Annotated in this window: 27 protein-coding genes; 13 read left to right on the forward strand and 14 right to left on the reverse strand. The window is 40.8% G+C overall.

Going from position 1 to position 26360, the window contains the following annotated elements; genetic code table 11:
* Positions 1–31 precede the first annotated feature (31 nt).
* Together PGP85_RS00300 and PGP85_RS00305 are read right to left on the reverse strand one after the other, a co-directional pair.
* The gene (locus PGP85_RS00300; RefSeq protein ID WP_270325505.1) at positions 32–964 is read right to left on the reverse strand and encodes a DNA/RNA non-specific endonuclease; all 933 of its coding nucleotides are present in this window, start codon (positions 962–964) and stop codon (positions 32–34) included.
* A gap of 25 nt (positions 965–989) precedes the next feature.
* The gene (locus tag PGP85_RS00305; protein ID WP_010741790.1) at positions 990–1259 is read right to left on the reverse strand and encodes a hypothetical protein; all 270 of its coding nucleotides are present in this window, start codon (positions 1257–1259) and stop codon (positions 990–992) included.
* A 230-nt stretch (positions 1260–1489) separates the two neighbouring features.
* Between PGP85_RS00305 and PGP85_RS00310 the strand changes: the two genes are divergently transcribed.
* The 4 genes from PGP85_RS00310 to PGP85_RS00325 are packed head-to-tail and all read left to right on the forward strand — an operon-like array spanning position 1490 to position 5781.
* The gene (locus PGP85_RS00310) at positions 1490–3526 is read left to right on the forward strand and encodes a BglG family transcription antiterminator (protein ID WP_270325506.1); all 2037 of its coding nucleotides are present in this window, start codon (positions 1490–1492) and stop codon (positions 3524–3526) included.
* Positions 3523–3795 carry a PTS sugar transporter subunit IIB gene (locus PGP85_RS00315; protein ID WP_010741792.1) on the forward strand — a complete coding sequence of 91 codons (273 nt, stop codon included), beginning with the start codon at positions 3523–3525 and terminating at the stop codon, positions 3793–3795. The genes PGP85_RS00310 and PGP85_RS00315 overlap by 4 nt, the downstream gene beginning before the upstream one ends.
* 13 nt (positions 3796–3808) lie before the next feature.
* Positions 3809–5089: a PTS ascorbate transporter subunit IIC gene (locus PGP85_RS00320; RefSeq protein ID WP_270325507.1), complete on the forward strand. Its 1281-nt coding sequence runs from the start codon at positions 3809–3811 to the stop codon at positions 5087–5089.
* Positions 5089–5781, forward strand: coding sequence for a tryptophan synthase subunit alpha (locus tag PGP85_RS00325; RefSeq protein ID WP_270325508.1), 693 nt, complete (start codon positions 5089–5091; stop codon positions 5779–5781). The genes PGP85_RS00320 and PGP85_RS00325 overlap by 1 nt, the downstream gene beginning before the upstream one ends.
* A 53-nt stretch (positions 5782–5834) precedes the next feature.
* On the opposite strand, the gene PGP85_RS00330 is transcribed toward PGP85_RS00325, so the two are convergent.
* Positions 5835–6482 (reverse strand): CatA-like O-acetyltransferase, encoded by a 648-nt coding sequence (locus PGP85_RS00330; protein WP_270325509.1) that lies wholly within the window; start codon positions 6480–6482, stop codon positions 5835–5837.
* A 149-nt stretch (positions 6483–6631) separates the two neighbouring features.
* On the opposite strand from PGP85_RS00330, the gene PGP85_RS00335 reads away from it, so the two are divergent.
* The 3 genes from PGP85_RS00335 to PGP85_RS00345 all read left to right on the forward strand — a co-directional run bounded on the left by PGP85_RS00335 (position 6632) and on the right by PGP85_RS00345 (position 9227).
* The gene (locus PGP85_RS00335; protein ID WP_270325510.1) at positions 6632–7348 is read left to right on the forward strand and encodes a DUF5131 family protein; all 717 of its coding nucleotides are present in this window, start codon (positions 6632–6634) and stop codon (positions 7346–7348) included.
* 170 nt (positions 7349–7518) lie between these two features.
* Positions 7519–8163, forward strand: a complete 645-nt coding sequence (locus PGP85_RS00340; RefSeq protein WP_010741797.1) for a TetR/AcrR family transcriptional regulator — start codon at positions 7519–7521, stop codon at positions 8161–8163.
* Positions 8164–8264: 101 nt separating this feature from the next.
* A complete protein-coding gene (locus PGP85_RS00345; protein ID WP_270325511.1) occupies positions 8265–9227 on the forward strand; it encodes an alpha/beta hydrolase in 963 nt (320 codons plus the stop codon).
* Between the two features lie 134 nt (positions 9228–9361).
* On the opposite strand, the gene PGP85_RS00350 is transcribed toward PGP85_RS00345, so the two are convergent.
* Positions 9362–10933 carry an Nramp family divalent metal transporter gene (locus PGP85_RS00350; RefSeq protein WP_010741799.1) on the reverse strand — a complete coding sequence of 524 codons (1572 nt, stop codon included), beginning with the start codon at positions 10931–10933 and terminating at the stop codon, positions 9362–9364.
* A gap of 163 nt (positions 10934–11096) precedes the next feature.
* Here PGP85_RS00350 and PGP85_RS00355 point away from each other — a divergent pair, with 163 nt between their 5' ends.
* Complete coding sequence (locus PGP85_RS00355) at positions 11097–11537, forward strand: hypothetical protein (protein WP_010741800.1); 441 nt, start codon at positions 11097–11099, stop codon at positions 11535–11537.
* Between the two features lie 42 nt (positions 11538–11579).
* Here PGP85_RS00355 and PGP85_RS00360 read toward each other — a convergent pair whose 3' ends face one another.
* Complete coding sequence (locus PGP85_RS00360) at positions 11580–12164, reverse strand: helix-turn-helix domain-containing protein (RefSeq protein WP_270325512.1); 585 nt, start codon at positions 12162–12164, stop codon at positions 11580–11582.
* Positions 12165–12565: 401 nt separating this feature from the next.
* On the opposite strand from PGP85_RS00360, the gene PGP85_RS21310 reads away from it, so the two are divergent.
* Positions 12566–13048: a hypothetical protein gene (locus PGP85_RS21310; protein WP_333490231.1), complete on the forward strand. Its 483-nt coding sequence runs from the start codon at positions 12566–12568 to the stop codon at positions 13046–13048.
* Positions 13049–13057: 9 nt separating this feature from the next.
* Here PGP85_RS21310 and PGP85_RS00370 read toward each other — a convergent pair whose 3' ends face one another.
* The 5 genes from PGP85_RS00370 to PGP85_RS00390 all read right to left on the reverse strand — a co-directional run bounded on the left by PGP85_RS00370 (position 13058) and on the right by PGP85_RS00390 (position 18829).
* Complete coding sequence (locus tag PGP85_RS00370; RefSeq protein ID WP_010741803.1) at positions 13058–14587, reverse strand: ABC-F family ATP-binding cassette domain-containing protein; 1530 nt, start codon at positions 14585–14587, stop codon at positions 13058–13060.
* Positions 14588–15137: 550 nt separating this feature from the next.
* Positions 15138–15284 carry a hypothetical protein gene (locus tag PGP85_RS00375; protein WP_010741806.1) on the reverse strand — a complete coding sequence of 49 codons (147 nt, stop codon included), beginning with the start codon at positions 15282–15284 and terminating at the stop codon, positions 15138–15140.
* 180 nt (positions 15285–15464) lie between these two features.
* Positions 15465–16565 (reverse strand): CPBP family intramembrane glutamic endopeptidase, encoded by a 1101-nt coding sequence (locus PGP85_RS00380; RefSeq protein ID WP_270325513.1) that lies wholly within the window; start codon positions 16563–16565, stop codon positions 15465–15467.
* Positions 16566–16676: 111 nt separating this feature from the next.
* Positions 16677–18074, reverse strand: coding sequence for a sensor histidine kinase (locus tag PGP85_RS00385; protein ID WP_270325514.1), 1398 nt, complete (start codon positions 18072–18074; stop codon positions 16677–16679).
* Positions 18074–18829, reverse strand: coding sequence for a LytR/AlgR family response regulator transcription factor (locus tag PGP85_RS00390; protein WP_010741809.1), 756 nt, complete (start codon positions 18827–18829; stop codon positions 18074–18076). Before PGP85_RS00390 ends, PGP85_RS00385 begins: the two co-directional genes overlap by 1 nt.
* A 196-nt stretch (positions 18830–19025) precedes the next feature.
* Here PGP85_RS00390 and PGP85_RS00395 point away from each other — a divergent pair, with 196 nt between their 5' ends.
* The gene (locus tag PGP85_RS00395; protein WP_270325515.1) at positions 19026–19394 is read left to right on the forward strand and encodes a nuclear transport factor 2 family protein; all 369 of its coding nucleotides are present in this window, start codon (positions 19026–19028) and stop codon (positions 19392–19394) included.
* 47 nt (positions 19395–19441) lie between these two features.
* Here the strand turns inward: PGP85_RS00395 and PGP85_RS00400 are convergent, their stop codons facing one another.
* Entirely contained in the window at positions 19442–20164 is a 723-nt protein-coding gene (locus PGP85_RS00400; protein WP_010741811.1) for a CPBP family intramembrane glutamic endopeptidase, read from the reverse strand.
* Between the two features lie 103 nt (positions 20165–20267).
* Here PGP85_RS00400 and PGP85_RS00405 point away from each other — a divergent pair, with 103 nt between their 5' ends.
* Positions 20268–21152 carry a helix-turn-helix domain-containing protein gene (locus tag PGP85_RS00405; protein WP_010741812.1) on the forward strand — a complete coding sequence of 295 codons (885 nt, stop codon included), beginning with the start codon at positions 20268–20270 and terminating at the stop codon, positions 21150–21152.
* Positions 21153–21233: 81 nt separating this feature from the next.
* Here the strand turns inward: PGP85_RS00405 and PGP85_RS00410 are convergent, their stop codons facing one another.
* Both PGP85_RS00410 and thiD read right to left on the reverse strand, forming a co-directional pair.
* Positions 21234–21782, reverse strand: coding sequence for an ECF transporter S component (locus tag PGP85_RS00410; RefSeq protein WP_010741813.1), 549 nt, complete (start codon positions 21780–21782; stop codon positions 21234–21236).
* Positions 21772–22590 (reverse strand): bifunctional hydroxymethylpyrimidine kinase/phosphomethylpyrimidine kinase, encoded by an 819-nt coding sequence (gene thiD / locus PGP85_RS00415; protein ID WP_270325516.1) that lies wholly within the window; start codon positions 22588–22590, stop codon positions 21772–21774. The genes PGP85_RS00410 and thiD overlap by 11 nt, the downstream gene beginning before the upstream one ends.
* Positions 22591–22971: 381 nt before the next feature.
* Between thiD and PGP85_RS00420 the strand changes: the two genes are divergently transcribed.
* The gene (locus PGP85_RS00420; RefSeq protein WP_010741815.1) at positions 22972–23868 is read left to right on the forward strand and encodes a LysM peptidoglycan-binding domain-containing protein; all 897 of its coding nucleotides are present in this window, start codon (positions 22972–22974) and stop codon (positions 23866–23868) included.
* Between the two features lie 146 nt (positions 23869–24014).
* On the opposite strand, the gene aspD is transcribed toward PGP85_RS00420, so the two are convergent.
* The gene (gene aspD, locus PGP85_RS00425; protein WP_010741816.1) at positions 24015–25610 is read right to left on the reverse strand and encodes an aspartate 4-decarboxylase; all 1596 of its coding nucleotides are present in this window, start codon (positions 25608–25610) and stop codon (positions 24015–24017) included.
* Between the two features lie 344 nt (positions 25611–25954).
* Between aspD and PGP85_RS00430 the strand changes: the two genes are divergently transcribed.
* Positions 25955–26209 carry a hypothetical protein gene (locus PGP85_RS00430; protein WP_010741817.1) on the forward strand — a complete coding sequence of 85 codons (255 nt, stop codon included), beginning with the start codon at positions 25955–25957 and terminating at the stop codon, positions 26207–26209.
* The last annotated feature ends 151 nt before the right edge of the window (positions 26210–26360 follow it).

Raw genomic sequence — 26360 nt, forward strand, 5'->3', positions numbered from 1 at the left:
GTAAAGTATTAATGTGAATTTTTTTTCAAATTTATTTTGCGGCGCGATATCCGGCTTTTTTTGCTTCATCAATTGTCTTGAACCACGCTCTTGGATTCGTAGTATTGTCGTAATATTTGCTGCCGGGCAAGTGGTAGACACCGCTTTTTGAACCCTTGATCAATCCTTTGCCGGAGCTATCAACGTATTCTTTCTCGGGAGAAGCAGTCGAGGACGTTAATGAAGTTGATGATTGCGACTTAGTGCCGATCGTACTAGTGCCGTCCGCATAATTTAAGTTGACGCCTTCTTGCACATTAAAAATGTAGACATTGAAATGAATATCGTCGTTGCCGATAGATTGAGCCATCATGTGGACGCCACGAGCTAACAGTTCATCGCCGCGAAAAACAGGAACGACAGAATAGCGAACGTAATTTTTATTACTTTTTTCTAAATAGTATTTGATATCCATTTCAAACCGCAGCATCTCCGGACTGTTCAATTGCCGAGTTCCAGTGATCAAGTTTTTCCAATTGGCATTTTGTCCGGTTAATTGATACCCGATCAGGTGAGAACGATTGAAGAGATATTGGCCGTTGATTTTTTTATTGTGCCAACCTGTCGGCGTGACGCTGGAAATCTCGCCGCGTTTCTCAGTGGGCATCAATTTTTTATTTAGTAAAGCTTCCGCATCAGTCGCTCGATTCAAATGATCCAAGTCGCCGAATTTTTCCCAAGGACCATTCGCAGTGGAAAGGTCCTCTTTAGAAAAAGTCGGTTTATTTTGATTGATCTCGATCGTCTGAGTATCTTCATAGTTAAGCTGAGCCAAATCCTGCTGTGCTGAAACGACTTGCGATTGTGTTTGTGTCGTTGCTGGTGTGGTCGTTTTTGGTTCTTGAAGATGATCTTTTACGCCGTAGACAGCGAAACTAGCTGCCGCAATCACGATTGCAGCAACTAGTTTAGTTTTTTTTGACAAGGGGAATTGCTCCTATTCTTTCAAGTTATTCGGGCGCGCCGATGATCTTGATGTATTCATCAGGATTCATAATTTCAAAATGTTTCGCAACTAATTGATTGCGCTTGTTGCGGCGACCTTCAATATGAATCATATATTTGTTTTCCGGTAAGCGAAAAACATAACCGGAAAGATAACGATCTTTGATCAAAACTTCGGTCTTCGTTTCGCCATCGCTCATAATCAGTAAAGACATCATGATCGGCTTTTCTTGCAGTAAAATCGTTTTTTCTAGTAAGCCGCGATATTCTTCCAAAAAATCACATCCTTTTAAAAATCTATAGGTCAATTTTAGCATTTTTAAGCAATTAATGCTCTGATAAAGAAATCGCGCTTAAATCTGTTACTTTTAATTATGATTTAAAAATGTAAAACTAATTATTACAATGGCTGCTAGCTGGAACAGTTCATTTCAAATTTTTTGAAATGAACTGTTCTTTTTCATGACGATTGTGATGCCTTATACTAAATTCAGGAGGAAAGCTTATGGATAATCGATTATCAAATTTATATACTTTGCTAGCAAAACAAGGAAAAACCGTTGAAATCAATCAGTTGGCCAAACGATTTCACGTGAGTACTCGAACGATTTATAACGACATCAATAAATTAAATGAAACACTAAGTTCGGTTTCCGAGAAGACAATCATCATTGATAAAGCGCGTGTTGAGTACAGCGTTGATAGTCCGGTAGATATCGAGAAACTATTGCTCAATAATAGTGATTTTGTCAGCAGTGATAAGCAGATCAGGCGGATTCGCGTTTTAGAGTCTATCTTACTTTCAGCGGGTATTTTTAGTTCTGAAGATTTGCTGCAACGGACATTGGTTTCTAAAAATACCTTATTGAGTGATTTGCAGAAGATTAAAAAGAAACTTGAGGAAAACGGAATCGAACTTGAAACACTCCCATTCCGGGGGTATCGAGTGATTGGCGATGAAATCATTATTCGCAATCTGCTGGCCGCAACACTTGAACAAGATCCGTTACTATTTGAAACGGAGCACTTTGAGCGGGAGCAACAATTATTGGGCGATATTGAAGCATTCATTGAAAAAATTTGTGATCGATTGGGTATTCAATTAAGTGATGAAGCTTTTCAAAAAGTACTAATCCATTTCTGGATTACGAAGAAACGAATCGAATTGGGAGAGACGCTTTCGACAATTAGTGAAAAGGACTTTTTGAGTAAAGAAGAACAGACTTTATTTGACTATCGGAGGGAATTGGTTGAACTTTTTGGCCAACCTGTCAGTTCAACCGAACAGATTTATTTAGCCAATAAATTGTCCGAAGCCTCGATCACAAAATATCAGGAGTTGATTTCTGATAAGTGGGTAACCTTCAATCTGCTAGTTGAAACGTTTATTACCGCAGTGAATAGTGAGTTGCCTGAGTTAGATTTCAAAGGGGATCAGAAATTGTATGAGGGACTGATCAATCATTTGCGGCCAGCTTATAAACGAACGTTGGCGAAAGAATCGTTAGAAAATCCAATGTACGATTATGTGTTAGATCATTACTGTGACTTGCATTTGATTATTCGTAAACAGATTTCGTCGATAGAAAAAATGTTGGAGATCACGTTTTCGGATCATGAGATTAGTTTCTTTACGCTATTTTTCGCCGCTTCGTTGGAACGCAAAAAGTTTTATGTACCTCATAAAACCAAAATAGTTATCATTTGTCATGCCGGAATCAGCACGTCGGAAATATTAAAAAGCAAAATCAAAAATATTTTTAACGTTGACGTCATTGGAACTTTTGGGGCTAAGGAAGGAGTCAAATGGCTGACGGATCACAAAGTTGATTTAGTGATTACTACGATTTCTTTAGAGATCAAAAGTGTCCCGTTTGTTCAAGTGAATCCTTATTTATCTGAGGAAGACATCAGCATTATCAGCGGCTTTATTAAACCCGTTTTCCATGAGGTTGAGGTTGGAAAATTGTTGGAAATAGTCAAGCAGTATGCGGTGCTGAGTCCGCAGCAGGTACAAAGTCTCTCGAAGGAATTTACGAATTATCTTAATCTCAAATCAAGTGAAAATATAACAAGGGAGTATCAGCCTATGCTTAAAGAAGTATTGACAGAGGAATTAATTGACCTGCATTATCGTGCTGAGAATCGTGATGAAGCAGTTAGAAGAAGCGGAGAATTACTAGTAAAAAATAATTTAGCAACAGACGCTTATATTGAGGGCATGATAAAGAATGTTGAAGTTAATGGCACTTATATTGTGATTGCGCCTGGGATCGCCATGCCGCACGCGCGTCCAGAAGAAGGCGCTTTGGCTATCGGTTTTAGCGTCGTCACTTTGGCAGAACCTGTAGTATTCGGGCACCCTAAGAACGATCCGGTGAAGATCGTGATTGGTTTATGTGCGGTGGATCATCAGACCCATCTGAAGGCCTTAGCGGAACTAGTGGAGATATTATCCCATGAAGAAAATGTCGAACGTTTCTTGAAGGCTAAAGAAGCAAAAGAAATCTTAGCGATGGTTAAAGGAGGAAATGAATCATGATAAAAATTGTAACCGTTTGTGGCGCCGGTGTCGGCAGCAGTATGATGATGCGTTTGTTTACCCAGCAAATTTTGGATGCCGAGAGTGTCGAGGCCACGGTTGATGCAGCCGATATTGGTTCGGTGGATCCTAATAGTTATGATATTTTGATTACCACTTCGGATTTTGCCGATACTTTACGGGACTCAACGGCTAAAATCATCCGAATCGATAACATGATGGATAAAGAGTATCTGAGGGAGCAGCTGTTGAGGACGATAAATGAATAGGGGGGCTTAAAAAATGTCGGTCTTTTTATATATTGTAAATAATGTACTGAGTCAAGCAGTGTTTATTATTGGGATGGTAGTGATCGTCGGGATGGTCGCTCAAAAGAAGAGCTGGGATCAAATTTTACCTAGCACACTCAAAACAATGATCGGCTTTACTATGATCAATGTCGGAGGGCAAACATTGGGCGGGGCCTTGCTGCCGCTGCAACAAATGATCTCGAAAATTTTTAATATGAAAGCTTTCTCTTCAAATATTGGTGCCGCTCAAGCTGAAAGTTTTGCGGATATCGGAACAGAAATGGCGTTGATTTTTGCTTTCGGCTTTCTGATCAATCTTTTGCTGGCCCGGTTTACCCGCTTTAAGTATGTACATTTATCTGCGCATGTCTCTTTCTTCTTTGCGGGATTGATTGCGGCCTTATTAAAATTTAATACGACGTTACCGTTTACTGGTATTGTTGCTGTCGGCGCGATTATGTTAGGGCTGTACATGACCTTTAGTTGTGCGTATGTGGCTGTTTGCATGAAAGGGGTCAAAGGCGGGGAAGGATTTACCTTAGCGCATTCTAGTTCTTCTGGTTTATTAGTAGCTACTTTATTGGCTAAGCTATTCGGAAATAAAGAAAATGATCTGGAAGAAATGGAAATTCCTAAGAAGCTGAATTTTCTAAGAGAGATGACGATTGCTTTGACCTTAGTTATGACTGTTCTATTCTTGATCGTCAGTCTCTTTGCAACGCCTAGCTGGACGATGGAAAACATTACGGGTGGCCAAGATATTATTGTCTTTTCTTTATTACGAGGTGTTGAATTCGGGATGTGGATTACCGTCATCATCACAGGTGTACGTATGATGCTTTCTGAAATTATTCCAGCTTTCCACGGAATCGCCAATAAGATTATTCCTAACTCTAAGCCGGGGCTGGATATTCCCTTGCTGTTTCCTAGTTATCCTACTTCAGTGATCGTCGGCTTTTTATGCAGTTTAGTCGCTGGTTTAACCGGAATGTTGATTTTAGGAGCAATAAATTATCCAGTGGTTGTCTTTCCGGCGTTAATTCCTACTTTCTTTACAGGAGCTGCGACAGCGATTTTCGGCAATGCTCATGGAGGACGCAGAGGAGCAATTTTAGGTTCTTTAGCAAATGGATTCATTTTGATTTTTGGTCAAGCGTTCTTGCTTCCGATGGTCGGCAGTTATGCACCGATTATGCGAATCTTAAGTGAGACAGATTATACCGTCTATGGGCCAATTCTAGGATGGATTCTGCAATTACTTGGAGGTGCTTAATGAAAAATTTAGTCTTATATTTAACCATCAATTATCCGACGCGCCAAACTTTTTTTGAAATTTTAGATGTCGTTGAAGAATTTAAAATCGGCTATGTTGAGATTGGGATTCCGGTTGCTGATCCTTATTTAGATGGCGCCATTGTTAGAGAGTCGCAAGAGAAAGTTTTTCCAGATTTAACTATGGAAGAAATCACATCGGTGTTAACTGAAATACGCGAATGCTATTCATTCAAAATAATCTTGATGACTTATAACGAAGGGGTGGAATCTTTCAAATTGGAGCAGCTTTCTCAAAGTACTTATGATGCAATTTTATGTGTAGATAAAAAATTAGATACGGAGAAATATCCGGGACTGGTCCATACGTTTAGTAAACAGTTGGATAAGACGGCGGTAGCCTCACAATTATCGCAAAGCTCCCAATTCATTTATCTAGTTTCTGGTGAAGGGAAGACCGGCGAGTTTGATCAGCTGCCGAATGACTATATTGAATTGCTGCCATATGTCAAAAAGAATACCGACCTGCCAGTATTTGTCGGGTTTGGTGTTAAAGATCCTGAAGATATCGCCAGCATTTTAGCGAACGGGGCAGATGGCGCGATAATCGGATCTGAGTTTATAAAACGCTTTAATCAGGGCGGAATAGCTAATTTAAAGGCTTATTTAACTGAAATACGTACAGTTTATTAAGAATACGCGAGTCAAAAGCCATCAGAAATCGGTCTGATGGCTTTTGACATGCTCTACATTGGACAAAAATCATTGGAAAGCTGCTGAAGCTCTGCATAAAGTTGTGAAATATGATAGCCGTCAGCTGCCGCATGACTGATTTGAATGGTAAATGGCAGCATGAGTCGTCCATTGATAGACTGATATTTTCCCCAAGTAATAATTGGCTCCAAATTGGGGCGCTCATTGTACATTTGCAGACTAAAATCTTTATAGTACATCCAAGGAATGCAGGAAATATAAAATAAATTGCGGGGGGTGTTGCTCCAATCAATTCCGGCAGTGTCGCGGTTTGCTTCAATGTCACCAACGGCATTTTTATAAAATGTGGCGAAAGAGGGATCATAGGCCGTATAAAGGTTGTGAAAAGAATGATCTTCGTCGTGAAACATCGTGTATGATGGTGACACATTTTGCCAGATTCCAGCATTTCCCTGTTCGTCATAGCCCATCTTAAATTCGTCAAATTTATTTACGGCAGCGGATACCAAATGAATAAATGACGCATAAAAACGAAGCTGTTTTTCTTTGCATTGGACGACGACATTTGTGACATCAATATCCGCAGTCAATGTGATGGTATTTTTGACATTGTGAGTGAAATGCTCATAGGCTTGCTTGCGATTCCAATCAGTTAGATCCTCAATTTTTCTGAATTCCATAGTTTGATGCTCCTGTTCTTGATTTTCCTTGATTATACCAGAGCAAAATATCTTTAGGATAAACGCAGTAAAAGAGGTGTATTTTTGGGCGAATAAAGAAATCGCTCACGAAATTTGATATGATAAAAGAAAAAAGCAGGTGAGAGTGCATGGGAGCTTGGAATCCATGGCGAGGCTGCCGCCGCGTCAGCGAAGGATGCAAATATTGTTTTATTCATGAAGGGGACAAAAAGCGCGCTGTCGATACAAATAAGATCGAAAAAACAGCCCAGTTTGATGCACCGATCAGAAAAACGAAGAATGGCTATAAAATGAAGGGCGGCCAAAGAGTTTTCGTTTGCTTTTCTAGTGATTTCTTAGTCGAAGAGGCAGACCCGTGGCGGGATGAGTGCTGGCAAATGATTAAAGAGCGCAGCGATTTGAACTTTATGTTTTTGACTAAGCGAATCGAACGATTGATGGATTGTGTGCCGGAGAATTGGGGCGATGGCTATGAGAATGTCACGATCGGTGTCTCGGTAGAAAATCAAGCCAGAGCGGATCAGCGGTTATCCTTACTACAAAAATTGCCGATTAAGCATAAAACGATTGCCTGCCAGCCTTTGCTTGAAGAAATAACGATCCGTGATTATCTGACGGATATTGAAGTGGTCGTAGCCGGCGGGGAGTATCATAAAAATGCTCGGTCATTAAACTACGATTGGATGTTGAAATTACGTGAAGAAGCAATTTCTAAAGGTGTTGCCTTTGAATTCCGTCAATGCGGCACCCATTTTATTAAGGACGATCAAGAATATCAACTGAGCTATCGGCAATTGTTTTCGCAAGCCAAAAAGGCGGGAATCAATTGGTATCCGGACAAATAAAAAGCAGAAATCCTATCATCAGGGATTTCTTTTTTTTGTTTCGGCTGGTAAAAATGATTCCAATTATTGAGATATAGCGGATGAAAGTCAATTTCTCAATTGACAAGACCAAAAACGATTGCTAAACTTATAAAAACCGACCGTTGGTTTTTTATTTAGGAGGTATAAAAATGCCGAGAAAAAATAATCCAAAACAAACAATCGAAAATATTGTTTCTGTTTCTTCAAAACTATTTATCGAAAAAGGATACGATAAGACCAGTATGCAAGATATTGTGAATGCTTTGGGGATGTCAAAAGGGGCCATTTTTTATCACTTTGATTCTAAAGAAGCGATTTTTAATGCAGTGATGGAGAAGGAATTTGAGCGTGTGGCAGAAACAGTCAGCGGATGGCTGATGGACATGCAGGGACTAACAGCTAAAGAAAAACTTAGCCGTTTACTCAAACTAAATTTAACTGATGAAACAGTTAATGAGTCCAGCACGATGATTGCCAGTGTTGCAGGCAGTCCCCAAGTCATACTAGGATCTATTCAAAACAGCCTAGAAAAATTAGCACCCATAATTGCAGCTGTTATACGTGAAGGGATAGAAGATGGAAGTATTACCACAGAGTTTCCGGATGAATGTGCGGATGTATTTTTACTGATGCTCAATTTCTGGTGTGATACGGACGTATTTCCCGGTGATAGTGAGGTAGTTGTAAAACGTTTTCGCTTTTTACAGCACATGATGAAACAATTGGGTGTTGATATCGTAGAAGATGAAATCATTGAAGCAGTTGCAAGTTTTTATCAAAAGGGCTCTATGTAGTAGACTGATTCAGGTTCAATAAAGCTGAAATTGACTAAGTTTTTTACTCAGCTTTTGAAGAATAGATACATTGAACCATTATCTTAAGGAGGGATTCTATCATGTTGATTCTATTAATAATTGCCGGAGTCATTGCTGTCGTAGTTTTATTTTTAGCTGTATTGACGGTTGTTCATCAAACGCGCTCATCGTCGGAGTATGAGCGATTGGAAGCACCTGGCGAAGTTGTGGAAGTGGCTGGGCAAAAGATGCATGTCTATTTAGAAGGCGAACACGCAAATGAAAACGCGCCATTGTTAGTCTTTCTAGTGGGAAGCAGCGATCCATTTCCGGTTTTTACTTTCCGTCCATTGTATTCAAAGCTTTCGAAAACCCACAGAATCGCGTTAGTAGAGAGGCCTGGGTTTGGCTATTCTGAGGAAACCGATCAACCGCGAGATGTTGATAGGATTCTTTCGGAAACTCGTACAGCGTTAAGTCTTGTCGGGGAAGGTGATCGGCAATATATTCTGCTTCCTCATTCGGCAGCAGGATTGGAGGCTCTTTATTGGGCACACAGATACCCCGATGAAATCGCCGGTATTCTAGGATTAGATATGGCTGTTCCCCAAGCCGTTTCAGCTAGCAAAATCAATCCATTCGTACTTAAACTGGTAAAGCTTTTAGCATTTATTGGAGTGCACCGATTATCGGGTGTCGCCATGATGAATGGGATAGTGGACTTATCGGCCATTGAAAAAGATCTGTCTGTTCATGACAAGGAACAAATGAAGCTGTTGTTTAACACAACAATGTATAAAAATGTCGACAAAGAAACACCGGAATATCTCAAGGCTGCTCAGCTTATAGAGGAACAAGGTATTTTAAATAAACCGATGATTTTATTCTATTCAGGTAAATTCGAAATGATGGGAAGCAAGCCGGGATCTTGGCTAAAGCATAAAAAGCAATTCGCACTTGAACATAATGTCCCATTGATTCACATAGATGCCGGTCATTTATTGATGTCTGAAAAGCCTGAGCTTATCGCCCAACAAGCCTATGATTTTATGGCCGCTTTGTGAGGCGAAAAACGAACCGTTTGCGAGAGAATCGAATAAAAAAACCTTTCGATCGAATAGGCTGCGAATCACGAGCTTAATTGATCAAAAGGTTTTTTCTTTAGTGATTTAAAACGCATCATTTACAGAAGGAAGAGTTATTCCGACAAATCTTCTTCCATTTCCTTAGTAGCAAGTGCGACGCGTTTATTACCTTTGTAGAGTTCGACAATCGTCCAAACGAGCAAAGCAAGAACAGCGGCGATTAATACATAAGCAATCGTATCTGCCGTGATGATTTCCGCAGCGGAAGGGGTGTCACCGAAGAATCCTTCGACTTGACTAGGTAATCCGATCAAGTTCAGATAAGTCAATCCGATAACGGATACCCAACCTAGGAGTTGAACGAACCATTTGTTCTTAAAGCGTTCCCCCATTTCCGCCGAGCTGTTCGTCATCATTAATAACGGCAGCATAGAGAACGGTAAGGCGAAAGCTAGGAAAACTTGCGAATTGTTCATTAAATTGTTCAATGCTTCATGTTCTTCAACCACGGTACTGCCGCGAGTTAACAGCACACAGATTAATACGGGAACGACTGAGATCAGCCGAGTGACTAAACGACGCAACCAGATTGGCATCCGCATATGAACGAAGCCTTCCATAATAACTTGTCCAGTCAAGGTACCAGTGATTGTTGAATTTTGACCAGAAGCTAGAAGTGCGACTGCGAATAAGGTTGATAACGCGCCAGTCTTAGCGACACTTCCTAAAATACCGTTACTCAAAGTATCAGGATTAGATAATGCTTCATACAATCCGAAGAATGACGGATCTTTGACGGTTCCTGTTTTGAAGACCGCCACACCCATGATCAAAAGCAAAGCATTGACTAGAAAGGCTAATGACAATTGGATGTTTGAATCCCAAGTTGTGAAACGAACCGCACTTGCGACTTCTTCTTCATCGTCATGATCGATGGCACGTGTTTGTGAAACGGCTGAATGCAAGTAAAGGTTATGGGGCATTACGGTTGCTCCGATAATACCAAGAGCTCCAGTCAATGGTGTTTGTCCGCCAATCGCAGGAGAGTCGGCGAAGGTTTCATGAGTTGGAACGAAACCTTTCAACACATTGCCCCAATCGGGATTGGACAGGGCTACTTGATAAATAAAGACGAAGAGAATCACGAAAATCAAACATACCACGATGGCTTCGATTTTTCGAAACCCGACTTTTGTTAACAGCAGCAGTAAGAATACGTCAAAGACCGTGATGAAAACGGCGATGACTAGTGGAATGTTAAACAATAAATACAGCGCGATGGCTGCCCCGATAACTTCCGCAATATCGGTTGCCATGATAGCCAATTCGGTCAAGATCCAAAGGACGATTCCTAATGATCGGCTGGTTCTCGCACGGATTGCTTGGGCCAAGTCCATTCGAGTGACGATTCCTAGTTTAGCAGCCATGTATTGCAGCAGCATCGCTACCAAACTAGAAAGCAAAATGACCGACATCAATAGATATTGGAAATTTTGACCACCAGTGATAGAAGTTGACCAGTTACCTGGGTCCATATAGCCGACAGCGACTAACGCTCCCGGTCCTGAATAGGCGAGGAGTGTTCGCCAGAAACTTTTTCCTTTCGGTACTTTGATCGTACCGTTGACTTCCTCTAATGAAAGTCCGTTTGTATGTTCTAAAAGGGGATGATTTTTTGTACTCAAGACGCTCCCACCTTTCTCTAAACTTTTCTACGATGCAATAATACACCCAAAATCAGGAAAAGAAAAGAAAAAGATTCGGTATGCCTAAAATTAATTAAAAGCATATTTCTTTGGCATAAATCAGTTTTAATTTACACTTAAAAGAAGAATATGAGGTGAGAATATGACAGATTGGCATACTCAATTAGATGGCACCTGGGAAATAAAAGGGACGAACTTTCCAATGTGGCTGACCGATAAAAGAAAAAATCCCCGAATCACGTATAAACGAACCGAGAAAAATGCGGTGGAATTACTTGATTTAGTTGAATACGAAGCGAATGGCAAAACAAAACAAATCAAAGGCATCGATCGCTTAGTTGCGGAGCAATTTGTTTGGCGCGGTTTAGGAATTTTGAAGCTTTTAAGCAGCCGCTGGAAGGTCGTGACGGTGAAGGGCGATGTATTAGTGATTCGTTTTGAAAAATCGTTGGTGACACCGGCCGGAGTGGACGTATTAGTCAAAAAAGGTGCGGTGATCCCAAATTTACAGCAGCGAATACAGGAACATTACAAAAGTTTTGGACTGACTTTACAAGAAAGAAACGAGCTTCAATGGAGCTAAAGCAAAAAGGCCTCTCGAATGAGAAGCCTTTTTCGTTTGTTCTTATAAGCCTGTAGCTCTAGACTGACTTTCGTACCAAAGCTCTTGTGGTGAGTAGCTGTCTTTACCGAATAGCAGAACCGTACCATCCTCCAGAATCTCGATGTCAGTGCCTAGCCACATTATTGTCGGACCACCGCCAATTAATAAGCGGCGTTTGCCTCGGCCTTTGGTTAATGAATAGGCATCTAGGTAATCATTCAGATAATGTGATTTCAAGTAACGTATATCGCCATTGTCAAAGGTGATGATCAGAATATTGGCGGCATTTTCGACTTTCACCGCTTTTGGAACGTCTCCTTCTGGATAACTTGGTTTAGAATCGGTCTCTTTCTTTTTCATGGTATTTTCTCCTTTTTTAGAAAAGAGTGCGTGAAGAAATGACGGCTTGGAATTTCCCAGCAGCTTATCTGTTGAGATCTGGAAAAATTCACTTAGCTGCAGCAGCGTATCCAAATCGGGATAACTTTTATTAAGCTCCCACTTAGAAACAGTTTGGGGAGTGACATGCAGGTGGTCCGCCAATTGCTTTTGCGACATTTCCTTTGCTTGTCTCAATTCTTTTAATTTGGTTCCGATCTCTACCATAAGTTTACCCTCCGAGTCATTTGATAAGCAATAAACTGTTGATTGAAAGGGCGAAAAAGCCACTCAACCAACAGTTGAGTCCGTGATTGACTAATTAAATACTATCATAAGCCCATTTATTAGTGATAGAGCGAGTAAAAAAACCTTCATTTTATTCAAAAAATTTTATTAATCAAACAACGAAAGTTTTTTTATTTTTTAATTATAGATTTAAATAAAAATAAATTCTTCCTGTCGATGGGATAATACGTAGCATGCTCATTTGTGAAAGCGCTATTTCGGGTGATTTGTAAAATGTTTGCAAATGATTTACAGTGTAGGCGTAAAGCTAGAGAGGAGGAAGCAAGACGAAAAAGCAATTATTCACGCCACAGCAATTATTTCACTTGAAAAGAAAAACGTTGGAAAAAAGAATCACCAATTTTTATCAGGAAACAGAAAATGGGGACATGGCCATCAAGTATTTGATAGCGCTGCAAGTTCGGGATGAGTTAGGGACGGAGGACTTTCGCTGGATGCTGAAGGATTTGGCGCGCCATGTATTTTTGAAGACCAAGGCTACACGGACGCTGCGCCGCTATTTTAACTATTTCAAGGATTATTTTACTGCTCAGGAATGGCGGAAGATGGTTGCTCGTTTGCTTTCTTCGAAGAACTGGTTGGCAGAAAAAATAGCCAAATTAGGAACGAAAATCACTGGAATGACTGCACAAATCTTTAACAGCGCAGTTCAAACGTCAGAAGGAGCTGTGATCGGTGAACAGTTTTTTGCTGGAAATCAATTGCTTGAATCTCCGCCAAATCAAATAAAAGCTCCAACAGAGCCGCCGAAAAAAAGGCGCTGGCGACTGTTGGAGCGATTAGGCATGGTTCATTCGAGTTAATTTATTTGATTATTGGCTGATCTCAATAACACGATCGGTCCAATCTTGATAGAAGCCCTCTTCATGGGAAACCACGATAACCGTACCAGCGAAATTCGCTAGGCTTTCACGCAAACTATCTTTTGTGGCTTGATCAATATGGTTGGTCGGTTCATCGAGAATCAGGAAGTTGCCTTTTTGCATCGTCAATTGGCAAAGCTTGACTTTGGTTTGCTCGCCACCGCTTAGGGTACTCAAGGGTTCTTGAGCTAACTGATTCGGCAGGCCAGCTTTCGCCAAATGCTTGCGCAATTCTTTGACCGTTTCTTTCGGAAAATGCTCGCTTAGATATTGTAATGGGGTTTGGTAAGGATTTTCCCATTGCAGATCTTGCTCGAAATAATTGATCTTAGTATTGGCCGGAAAATGAAATTCCCCGTCAATTTTCGGAATTGCTTCGATCAATGTTTTCAGCAGCGTTGATTTACCGATACCGTTGAATCCGCGAATCGCGACTTTTTCGCCATAACGCAGCGTCATATTGATGGGCGGCAATAAGGGTCTTTGATAGCCGATCTCGAGATCGGTCGTTTCAAGCGCCAAAGTTGTCACGATCGGTGCATAAGGAAACTCAAAGTGTGCGATCGCGTTAGAAGAAGGCGGCGTCAAACGTTCGACTTTGTCTAATTGTTTTTGCCGGCTTTTTGCCATGGTTGAACGAGAACCAGCTTTGTATTTGCGGATATATGCTTCGGTTTTTTCGATCTGCTTTTTTTGTGACGCGTACTGTTTCATGTACGTTTCTTGGAATTGTTCTTTTTGTTTTAAGGCTTTTGTTAAATTCCCAGTGTATTTGGTTAATTTACCAAATTCAATATCGGCAATATGGGTCGTGATCTGATTTAAAAAATCGCGATCATGGGAAATTACTACAAAGGTGCCGTTAAAATCTTGTAAAAACTGGCTTAACCAAGCGACATGCTCGTCATCTAAGTGGTTGGTCGGTTCGTCAAGAATCAAGACGTCTGGTTTTTCCAGCAATAATTTTGCCAGAATCAGTTTTGAGCGTTGTCCGCCGCTCAAATCTTCCAATGGTGTGTCCATCCCTAAGACATCCAAGCCTAAGCCGCTGCTCATTTCAGCAATCAAGGTATCGATCTGATAAAAATCGCCTTGGTCCAACTCGGTTTGCAAGCGACCGGCTTTTTCCAGCAGTTTATCGTTCATAGATTCGCTGTATTCCATGTAAAGTTCACCGATTTGCGCCTCTTTGGCAAAATCCGCTGCATAAGCGGTTTTCAAAAAATCCTTGATGGATAAGGTTGGATCGACTTCAACATATTGATCCAAATAACCGACATGGATATTTTTTTGCCATGCGATGGTGCCTTCATCAGGTAATTGTTCCCCCGTAATGATTTTGATCAAGGTACTTTTTCCGGCCCCGTTCTGTCCAATCAGCCCTAGATGTTCCCCTTTATTCAAATGCAATTCTAAATCTTCATACAAAATCTTATCGCCAAATTGTTGAGCGATACCTGTTAAATCTAAGATACTCATGTTTCTCCTACTTTCTTACTCAATTTCTCATCATCTAATAAAAGCAGGGGATAGTCAAGCAAAAAAGAGCCCTTTTTAAGGACTCCGTGAATTTTATAGCTGGGCAGAAAATAAATAGATGAGGATATCAGAAACAACATCGATCATTTGCCCAAAGAATTCGACTGCCCACTGGATCAGACCGCCAAAAAATTGCATCATCATTTCAACCATTTTTCCCGCTCCTTTTTCTCTTTTGTTTTGCCAAAACTGGAAGACTTACTTATTGAATAGATTAGATAACCAATCAATCGGATAAAGTGACATATGTAATGTTATGTGAGCCAACAAATAACTTACTGCGAAGAATGGAAATAACAATTTTTTCATGATTTTTCAACCTCCGTATTTTTCGTTGCTTTAGTATAACTTGAAAGGAGAGGGAAGAAACATTGATTTAGCTTATAGGCAACGAACAAATATGTAAGTTGAGCACACAAAAAAGCCCCTGCTTTCGATTCGTCAGCAGAGGCTTTTAATTATAGGCTTCATTCATTGAGATGTGCGCTCCTTAGGCAGGTTTTTTTAAATCATAGATCGCTTGTTCAATGGTGATTCCAGTTCCTTGTTGGCCGGTAACAGTAGAGTAAACGATAAAGATGTTTTCTTCTAAGTCAAATGTTACGCGGTATGGTTTTTCTTGTTCAAAAAAAGTCATCAGTAATCCTCCTTTCATTTAATAACAGACTTACAAATAAAATTATAACACATTAAAATGAAATAATAAAACAAATTTCCATTCATAAAATATTTTAATTATTTAAAATTTGGACCACAATAAGTAATGCAATCATGCCGAAAAAAAAGACTACAGCAGATTTTGCTGTAATCTTTCTTATTATTTCGCGGGTGATTGATTCAGAGTTGCTGTTTTTTGTTCATTTTCATTCTCTAAGTTGTAAGCTACCGTATCCGCGCGATGCTCAGGGGTTGGGTTAAGGTTGCCGCGATCCTTGAAGAATTTGGTTAAGGCCGGCCAAGCGTAACAAATGGTCATAAGAATCGCCATCATGCCGACCATACTCCACGTGATGCTGTAGCCCTTCGCTGATTCCCCCGTTAAATCGCCAGAGAAAATCGGAACGAGATTATTATTTAAAAAGTGCATGGCGACGACTGTCCAAATGTTGTCGGTTTTCATATAGGCGTAAGCATAAAAAATCCCTAAAGTCAGACAAACAACGACTTGATTAGTCACTGAGATAAGGCCATCCGCCGGAGAAGTATAAAAGAAAAAGTTCAGCGGCAAGTGCCAAAGGCCCCACAATACGTCGAGAATCAAAACACCTTTAAGTGATCCGTAGCGCTTTTGCAAAATTGGCTGGAAAAAGTAGCGCCAGCCATATTCCTCCCCAAAGTATGGGACGAAGAGCGGAATGTAGGAAACTAAGGTGGACAATAGGGCGATCCAAACCGCTGATTTAGTGAATATCTCCAACATCCCCGAAAAGTTCCCCTCAGCAGCATACGCGACGACCATCCGAGCGGTATACAAAATCACGTAAAGGGCGACCATCCAAACCGTGGCCTTCCAATTTTTACGGCTCAGGCCATAGGCTGCGCGCCGATCTTTTTTGGCAATGAGCAGGCAGAGCCATAATAGCAGTCCGCCAACGATCATCAATAATCCTGACAGTTGCGGAAGGGCTTCGCTATTAGAAAATAGACTGAAAAGACTGATGCCGATCATCATGGCCGTTTGCAGAAGATAGCAGATAAAAAAAGGTTTAGGGATCAGCTTATGATTGCTGTTGCTGAGCAGCAGGGCGATCATCGCACCAGCAGCGGGATAGTACATGTGAGCCATTGAAAAAAGATCCAGATTTTTATTATTGCTGTACCCATACCACATAAACAACCCCATAATAACAGGCAGACCAAAGGCGATCATAGAAAAGATTGCCAGCTGCTTTTTTTCATTTCGTTCCTTCATATACATTGTTTCACTCCTCAATAAAATAGTTTCGGTCTTGTATAAAAAAGTTTACAAGAAAAAACCGACCATTGGGACAGGTCGTCCTAAATGGTCGGTTTATCATCCTAAAGAAACTTATACGGATTCGAAAATGGCCAGCTCCTGAATAAATTCGCCATTTTGCTGTTTGGTTTCGCTTAAAATATTGTTGTATTTCTGAACAACTTCTTGATAGATCGATAACCCTAGCCCGCGATAGGGTCCTTTGGTGGAAAAACCGCGATTTCTGATTTTGGCGAGATTGACCTTTTCGGTACAAGGATTTTTGACAACTAAGGTAAGCTTGTCCGTTTCTTTTATTAAAAGAATATCGATTCGGCGGTTCACTGCTTCTTTTTCGACCGCCTCGACAGCATTATCTAAAAGAATACCAATGCAGCGGAGAAAATCAGAAATCGACATTTTTATTTCATCCACCGATTCGGCGACTTCCAAGTTGAAGAGAATATCATGCTGTTTGGCTAAGATCATTTTTGAAAGCAAGAGCCCTTTAAGCTCAGGGGAAGAAATGCTGGCCAATTGGCTGCTCCATTTCATTTCTTCTTGAATCCCTTCATCCAAATTCAAAAGGGACTTTTCAATGTATGTCTGAATTTTTTCGTTGTCTCCATCTTTGGCATGCAGGTAGAGACCTGTGATCAAATTTTTATAATCGTGCTGAACTCCTCGCAGCTCAAACTGAATTTTTTCAAGCTGCTTCATATAGGATTGCTGCTGAAGAAGCAACAGTTGGGATTGTTCTAGTTCCAGTGTTTTACTCAGGTATCTTGAATAGAACACAAAAAGCAGCAGGCACAATAAAAAACCGGCAGTAACAATGACCAGCAGCATCATATTCCAATTATTCGATCCTCTTTCATGATGAAGCAGGAAATAGAAAGATAAGTCAATCATTGCAGCCAGCCAAAATATTTTTAGACTGAGTGAGCGGTTTTCAAGGATATCATTCAAGCCAGCGAGAAAGCGGGTCCGAAGCATGAAAAAAAGCAGGGCAAAAAGAAAGACATTATTGGTCAGATAAATCAATAAAGAAATCCAGAGACTGGAGAACGGGATCAGATCGCCGTGCCCCATTGCTAGAATAATAAAGACGATTACTAAGGAAACAACCACTTCAACGACAATACTAATGTGCATTATCAGCATCGCAAGCACCATGGTTTTATAGAGCGCAATATTTTTTACGTACAATCGAATAACTAGAGACAGGGCAACGATAAAAAGAAAACCCTCGGCCGCAAAGAAAAGGACGCGATGCGTGAGCAACAGGCTTGATTCTCTGAGTTTAAATTGAATAAAGACTTGTAGAACAATTAGCAGACCCAACAGGATGAAACTGGCCGGCAGCAAACGTTTCATCTTCACGTGACCGGTGAGTACTTTAAAAATAAAAAATAGAGCAATGATATCGTTTAACAGCAAGGGCAGGGCGAGAAAAGGAAACGATTTAAGATAATCAATCAGTTCAACCATCAGGCACCTCCTTTTTGTTCACTCAGACGTATGTTGACATCATTTATCTTGTTTCTAGAGAGTAAAACAGTATTGCCATTGGTCAATTGCACCAGCTTTTCCTTTTTAACAATACCGGCAATATAGTCGCAATTGACGAGATAAGAACGATGGGTCCGAATAAATTTCTCCCCCAGCTGTTCCTGAATATCCGCCAGTTTACCATAAAATTCAATAAAGGCTTCCTCAGTAACCAGGTTCAACACATGTTTCTTAGCAGAAGTCTCAAAGTAAATGATCTCCGCCAGCGGAACATAGGAACTATCGTTCATGCGCTGGACAGAGAAAAATTCTTTTTCCGCGCGTCGATCCTGTTTACAGCGATTGTTGATCTCCGCTAAACTCAGAGCTATCCGTTCCAGCAGGTGCTGGCTGTCGTCCTTTGCGATATAGTCCATCGCTTCTACTCGGTACTTGAAGGTTTCGCTTAATAGCTCGGTATGTGTCGTGATATAAACGATAAAGCCTCGGGTATCGAGCTGGCGGATCTGTTTTCCCAACTCAAAGCCATTCAATTTTTCATCCTGCAATTCCACATCAAGAAAATAAATTCCTTGTGTCGGATTAGCCGAAAGCTTGTTCAGCAATTTTTCCGGCTGAGTGGCTGCTAGGGTGACTTCAAAATCGTATTCTTCAAACATACAGATGTCCGTGATTTTTTTTCGTAAAAAGTCCAACATCCCTTGATCATCTTCGCAGATGTGAATAGGTATCATAATCGGCTCGCTTTCTTAACGGGTAAACGTGACACTTACAATGATACACTACTTCAAACGGCATAAATATTCTTTTTAAGGAACTATTTTTTTGCGATTTGACGAAATTCATTTACGGTAACCACTTACTAGAGGATATACCTATTTTAATCCTGCTATACTATAGAAGAAAAGTGTTTTTGGGGAGGTAAAATACATGCGGCGTAAAATAATTGAACAATTCGTTGAAGCGATCAATCAGCAGAATGTTCCGCAGCTGATTGAAATGATGGCAGAGGATTTTCAATTTATTGATACGTATGGGAAGAGCGAAAATAAAGAAGCGATGAAGAGCGGGTGGTCAGGTTATTTTGAATGGTTCCCGGATTATCAAATCGAGATTGAAGAATACCTGGCTAATGAGTCATGTGCGGTACTGATTGGGAGGGCGAGCGGCTCTTATTTAGGACAAGCAGAAAAACAGTGGGCACTTCCCGCTGCTTGGAAAGTAGTTGCAGCAGATCAGCAAATAAAAATCTGGCAGGTCTTTTGCGACTCAAAAAAACAATTGGATTCAATGAAGTGAATAAAATCAGGAACGAAAGGAATCCACTCTTCGTTCCTGATTTCTTTTTATAAAGAGGTTGCCGCAGGTACTCGAAACTTTGGATAGATGATCAAAAAAGCAAGATAGCTGATCGATAGAAGAGAAACGGCCCACAAATTTTGCGCCAACGATCCGGGCGCTGATAGTGAGGCGAAAATATTAAACAAAGCGTGAAAAGTGATGACGGTATAAATGGATTTTGTTGAATAATACAAAAGCGAGAAGACGCCGCCCAGCAATAACGCGTTAATGATTTGCAGAACAACTAGGGCTGGAGCAGCCTCAGGATTCAAACCGCTGGCGATATGCAGAATACCAAATACGATACTGGAAAAGCAGATGTAAACCTTCGGATCGCGTCCCTTTAAATAGTAGAAAAAGATGCTGCGAAAAAGAGTTTCTTCAACAAAGCCCACTAAAATCATTTGCAGAACAATCAGTAAAAGTGTCGAAACGGACAATGAGAAATTAATACCGCAAAAAAGCGGTTGAATCAGAACGATCAAAGCGATGAAGGCGATCAATTTTTTAGTTGCGTTTCCGTTAGTGAAGCCGAATTGTTTTAAGGTTGGATCTTTTTTCTTCATATAGAAAATCAGGAAAAGCGCAAAAAGCAGGAAGGCCGCGATTTGAAACAGAATTGTGCCATTTTCACTTACGCCAAGGATGACGCTTGCTGCTGAAAAAAGACTGATGATGAGGGTTAGGCTGATTGCCAAACCGATTAATTTAAGTGCTGTTTTAAACATAGTTTATTCCTCCAAGAGTTCGTTTTTTAAAATATAGCATGGGCAGGCCAGCAAAATACCGTTATAATTCCTGTATACAGGAATTTACGAATCGGAGGATGCAATGTACAGCGAAATAATTAAACAAATTCGAAAGGCCAAAGGTTTTACCCAAAAAGAGGTCTATACGGGGATTGTATCAAAAACCTTTTACAGTGATTTCGAAGCAGGAAAATATTCAGTGGAAATCACTAAATTTGAAGCGTTTCTCACTAATCTGGGAATCACATATGAAGAGTTTGAGTATTTCAAAAATCAAAGCCAAACGAACGATGCGGCATTTTCGCAAAATACAATCGATCAACTTTATAAAAATGGGAAGTTTGAGGAACTGTACGATCTCTATGAAGAATACTGCCGTGACTCAAACAAAGAGTTACGATATTTAGCTATTCAGGCCTATCTTTTAGTGCTGATTACCAACACAAATTTTTATAAATTTTCACGAGCACCGTTTAGTGAAATCGTCTCTGAACTTGAAAATGCCAAAATGTGGACCTTAAAAGAAATCAAATTGAGCAAATTGGTGCTGTTGTCACTTTCTGAAAAGGAGCGAGACAAAGCGGCGGAAATCTACAAACGAATCATGCATGAATTGGAAAAATACGCGGACTTAAATCTAAAAATTTATTATGAAGAAATAGGGGATCTGCATTTCAATCGTGTCCAAAGTTTATTGATCATCAATGACATTGAAGCGGCACAAGCCGCCTTAACTACCTATAAAGAAATCGTCCAAGCGTCCGACGATCTGTATTTGCTGATCCAACTGAAATTTATCGAAAATTTGGTTCAATTGTATCTAGCTTTTCCAGAATATCAGCCAAAAATGAAGGCTTTATTGGCGCAATTGAGTGAGACACCGACCTCGGAAACTCATTTCTATACGATTATTTTTCAGATTCATCAAGAAAAGGCCAAAAGTTACTATGAACGGTATAAAATTTAGCTAAATACAAAAAGACCGCAGCGTGATTGCTGCGGTCTTTCGTATAAGCTTTCGCCCCTGCCAAGGAAGCTTAGTATAGCATTAAACGGGCTGATTGTGAAAGATCAATTGCATCGCGCGTCTTAATGGGAAGAACACGAGGCTGACGATCAAAATGGTCGAAAAGATATTGATCACAGTCGCAGGCATGGTTGCGATCGCCGCGAAGAAGGCCGGTTTCAGTTGAGCACCGGCGATCATTCCCATGACGGTCACTTTGATCACGGACATGATAAATTTGGCGATGCCGGCAAAGATTCCGATCACGATAATTTGGTAAACACGGCTGGGTTTGCGTTTGAAAATAGCAAAGGCAGCATAAGCGGCCGCGCCGACCACAAAACTCTCAATTAGAAAATAGGGGGCCTCGCTAGCAAAGCCGTTCATGATATCAAAAATGAAAAAGCCGATCCCGCCAGCCAGCGATCCTTGCCAATAGCCAATCAATAAAACTGCTAAAAGAACCACCGAGTTCCCGAAATGAATAAAGGCTCCCGTCGGTAAAGGAATCTTGATCATCGTGCCAATAAAAGTCAATGCGGCAAATAAGGCAATCAATACTAAGTTTTGAATTCGTTTATCACTGTTCATCTGAATACTCCAATCGTTTTTCTCCGTGAGTGTAGGCACCATGCCAAACATGACCTACATAAGGATTGATTTGTTCCCCCATCGCAATCGCGGCCTGAACAAAATCAATCGCCAGTTTGATAGCCCGTTCAATTGGGTAGCCTTTGGCAATCGCTGCGGTAATCGCCGCCGCAAAAGTACACCCCGCGCCATGATTGTAGGGGGTGTCGATAACGGGATGCGGATAACGGTGAACATTCAAGCCATCGTAATACAGATCCAAAGTTTGTTTGGAATCGAGCCGAGCGCCGCCCTTGATTACGATATGCTTCGCGCCAAGCAGGGCGATCTTTTTTGCGGCCTGTTCCATTTGCTTCTCGGAAGTCAGTTCGCCCATTTCCGATAAAATGCCGGCTTCACGCAAATTTGGCGTGGTAACCAATGCCATCGGCAGTAGTTTTTCCCGCAAAGCTTGCACCTGTTCGTTTTTAATAAAGTCTTGCGTGCCTTTGCCGCCGATGACCGGATCAACGATCAGCGGGATATTTTTAGGAATCAGATCACTGACCAACCCGATAATTTCCTGCGAGGGAAGCAGTCCAGTTTTGATCGCGTCGATCGGTCCCGCGAAGACTGAAGCGATTTGTTCTTGAATCAGGTTAGATGGGAGACTTCGTAAATGATGGGCCCCGTTTTCCGGATCAAGGGTGACGATCGAGGTGATCGCCGCCAAGCCAAATGTCCCAAATTCTTGAAAGGTCTTCAAGTCTGCTTCTAATCCGCCTCCGCCAGTGGCATCTGAGCCGGCGATTGTTGCTACTTTTTTCATTAAAAATCCCTCCGATTCACGCTTAATCATTTATTTACTATAATACATTCATTCTTCATTTTAAAACAGCCAATTGGCTCTTGTTTTCCTCATCCAATTAATGAACTTTGATCAGGTGGTGTAAGAATCGGCTGAAAATTTACTAATCCAAGACCAAGTTTAGTTTGTTGGGGATATTTTCACGGATAAAGTTAGTTACTGTCAAAGATGTGTGTAAGAATATTTATTGAAAAACGTCTGTAAAATGATCATTAATATTATCTTTATCGATAAAAAAGAACACAAACGTTAATCAATCTGTTATTATTGAATAATATAAATAATAATATGCGAATAGAATACTATTCAATAATTATTTTAAAAAGGGTAGGAGGAATCAATGTGAAAAAAAGGATTAAGGGTCTTGTTCTTACTGGAATGTTGTTAGGCGGAATGGTTCTCCCCAATGTGGCTAATGCTGCGAAGTGGCGGGCGAATTTAGTCAGTGAAATTGAAATCACCAGTGGTCAAAAAGAATATACGTTAAAACGAGGGGACACTCTTTGGGCGATTGGTCAAAAGATCAATATTCGCTATGAACGTCTTGCTGAAATCAACGGCATTGACTTAAGCTCGGGTGAGGAGTATCGCTTGCCTGTTGGTCGGATTATCAGTATCGATGGAAACGTAGTGACGATAAAAGAAAAAGATGGTTCAATCTATTCTCAATCCGTTATTACACCAGAACAAAAAATTGATGATACAAAAGCAGTTGGCGAATCAGTCGCAGAACAACCGGCTTTACCAGAAGTCAAAGAGCAGCCTGCTGCGCCTGAAACGGAAGATCTTTCTGCGTATCCCTATGCAGTGAGGGTTAATACCTTAAGCAATCCGCTGACATTTACGTTTACTGGGGCAAATGTGCCAGTTTCGGCTCGCGTGAATTTCAATGAAGGAACAGTAACTTTTGTCGACCAATCATCTGGCGGCAAGACTATTATTGAATCGGAAGATGATTATTTTCTTGTTGAAACGGTCTATAGTATGACTGTCAGCAATGTCGAAACAAAAACGATTCGGGTATTTGGTGCAGGAGGCAACCCCATTCGCAGTGTTAACGCAAATACCATGATCACTTTGACGGGACGTCTAACGAATCCAGATGATCGTGATTATGGTGTGGGCAGAAATCTTTACTTGATCGTCAATCAGGCAGGTACGCTATCACTGCTCACACCAAACTATGCTGGAAATGTAACGGAAGAAGACTACGATGTTATGATAGAAGTTTTACAATAAATACTCGTTTTCATATCTGACCTTTCACGTTTGTGGAAGGTTTTTTTCTTGGTTAAAAAAGGATTGTAGGAAAATACAAGGTGTTTCAGTCAATGAGCGGGCATAAGAAAAGGCTTGAGATACCCAAGCATCTCAAGCCTTTTACGCTATTTCGTTTTCATCCATTGATCGCGGATATCATCGGTCAAACGAATGATGCGTTTGCCAACTTCCGGATATTGATTGGTGGCAAGGTTGGCTAAGGAAACGCGAACGGCCCATTCACTGCTGCCAAAGGCGTTAGCTTTCAAAAGCATCAATTGTTCTTTTTCCGCTAGGGAAGTTAGGACTTTCGTTACGGTCCATTTATTCTTCAAATAATCAGCGAAGGCGTTGCCGTAACGTTTACGGGTCCAGTCTTCGTAATTGATTTCGCAATAGTAGGCGGTATCTAAATCTTCCAACGGTTCTTGCAAGCCTAATGTACTAAATAATAATTTTTCCCGTTGGCGGCAAATATCCATGACTTCGGCTTTGTAGGCTTGGCCTTCATCCAACAGGCTGTACAAGCTGAACATTACCATCATCACCTGTTGCGGAGCTGAAAGTCCAGCAGCGTGGTTCAAGGCAACGTCACGGCTGTCGGCAACGATCCGATCAATGAAGGTGATCGTTGTTGGATCAGCGGTCAACGAAGCGTAACGTTCGTTCAATTGTTCGATTTTTTCTTGCGACAGATTAGCGATCAACTCGTCAAACAGATTGTGTTTGGCTACAGCGATCGTACCTACACGCCAGCCGGTAGCACCAAAATATTTTGAGTACGAATAAATGCAGGCGGTGTTGTATGGAATCTCTGAAAACAGAGAAGTGAAGACAGGGACGAACGTGCCGTACACATCGTCGGTCAAAATCATCAATTCAGGATTGTCCGTCGCTACGATGTCCTTCAACAGATCGATCGTTGGTTGGGCAAGCGCATTGGCTGTCGGATTGCTTGGGTTGACCACAAAGACCGCTTTGATCTCAGAATCCCGCAGTTTGTTGATTTCTGAATCTGGGTATTGATAGGTCATTTTGCCGTCGACCATGGTTTGTTTTGCTTGAACCTTGACGATGTCAAAGGCATATTTTGGCAATTCAGGAATTTCCAAATAAGGCGCAAAGGTTGGCAGCATCAAAGCAATTTTATCTCCGCGATTCAATAGAAAATTATTCAACAGCGTGTCAAAAATGTAGCAGATACCTGCTGTTCCGCCTTCCACGGCAAAAATGTCAAAAGGCGTTTTGCTGTCAGAGAAAAGTTCTTGATTCAAATAAGCTTTGATTGGTCCTTCGCAGGCAGTTAAACAACGCACTGGATTTGGGTAATTGTCGCCAATAATATGATCCAGCATGTCTGTTAGCCAAGCTTCTTTGGGCATACCTAAATAGTTATTGTCAGAAAACCAGATTTTCTTTAAAAAGTCGGCGCCTTTACCAGGGTGCGCAGCTAAAAATTCAACGAAACGTTCACTGCGGCCGCTATTGGCTTGGATCATTCCGGCGGTTAGTTCGCCCGGCCCGAATAAGGTTTCTTGCGTGGCGAATTGACCTAGTAAGAAATAGGCTTCCCGCGGCGTAGGGGCGGTCCAGTTTGGATTTCCCCGTCCGGCATTCAAAAGGTTGGTAACATTCTTATTCTCATGGATCTTTTGTTCCAAAAAGAGACTCAATTCAAAGGGACTTAGTTCTTCTAAGGCTTGTTCTGTAATTGTTGACACAAATACGACTCCTTCAACGCTTTATTTTAATTCTATAGTAACGAGAATAATTTTTAATACAGCGTAAATACGCTTAGAGTTTGTGAGAAAATTTCTGTTAAAATACAAAGAAATAAAGTCTGTTTTCTTTTATTGTTTGTTAAAAGTCTGATTACACCGATATAAACAGCGCTTACATAAACCTGAACGTTTATTTTTTATAAATTTCCCGAATAGATATCAGACTTTCGACCCATGTCAGCGAGTAAAAAAAGAGGCATACTATTCCTATAAGTTAATTGATGTGCAATTGGATGGACATTGCAGTATATAAAGAGGTATCCACGAAAGAGGGGGAATTCAAGATGGATCAGTTGATAGCTATTGCATTTATCGCGTTGCTGGTTTTCTTTGTTGTAAAGGTCGGGTCAGTCTTATGGCGCATTGCCGGCGTATTGTTCTTGCTATTTATCATTTATGTATATAAGGATCAGGTCATTTCACAGGTCCAAAACTTTATTGCCAATCCAGACTTTGGCGGATTATGGCAGAGTGTTTCAAGTTTCTTTGGAAATTTGTTTGATAAAGTCGTCAGCTTTGTCGGCGCGGTAATTGAATAGCTTGAGTAGGATAAAATCAGTGATTGATTTTATCCTTTTTTTTACATTAAAATAAAAAAAGACTATAATATCAGTCTTTCTAACCACCAACAACTTCAACCAGTCGAAAAATTGATTCATGAATAAGTATAAAAGTTTTATCAAGGCAGAT

This window comes from Enterococcus malodoratus (assembly GCF_027659535.1).
In the GTDB taxonomy this organism is placed as follows: Bacteria; Bacillota; Bacilli; order Lactobacillales; family Enterococcaceae; genus Enterococcus_A; species Enterococcus_A malodoratus.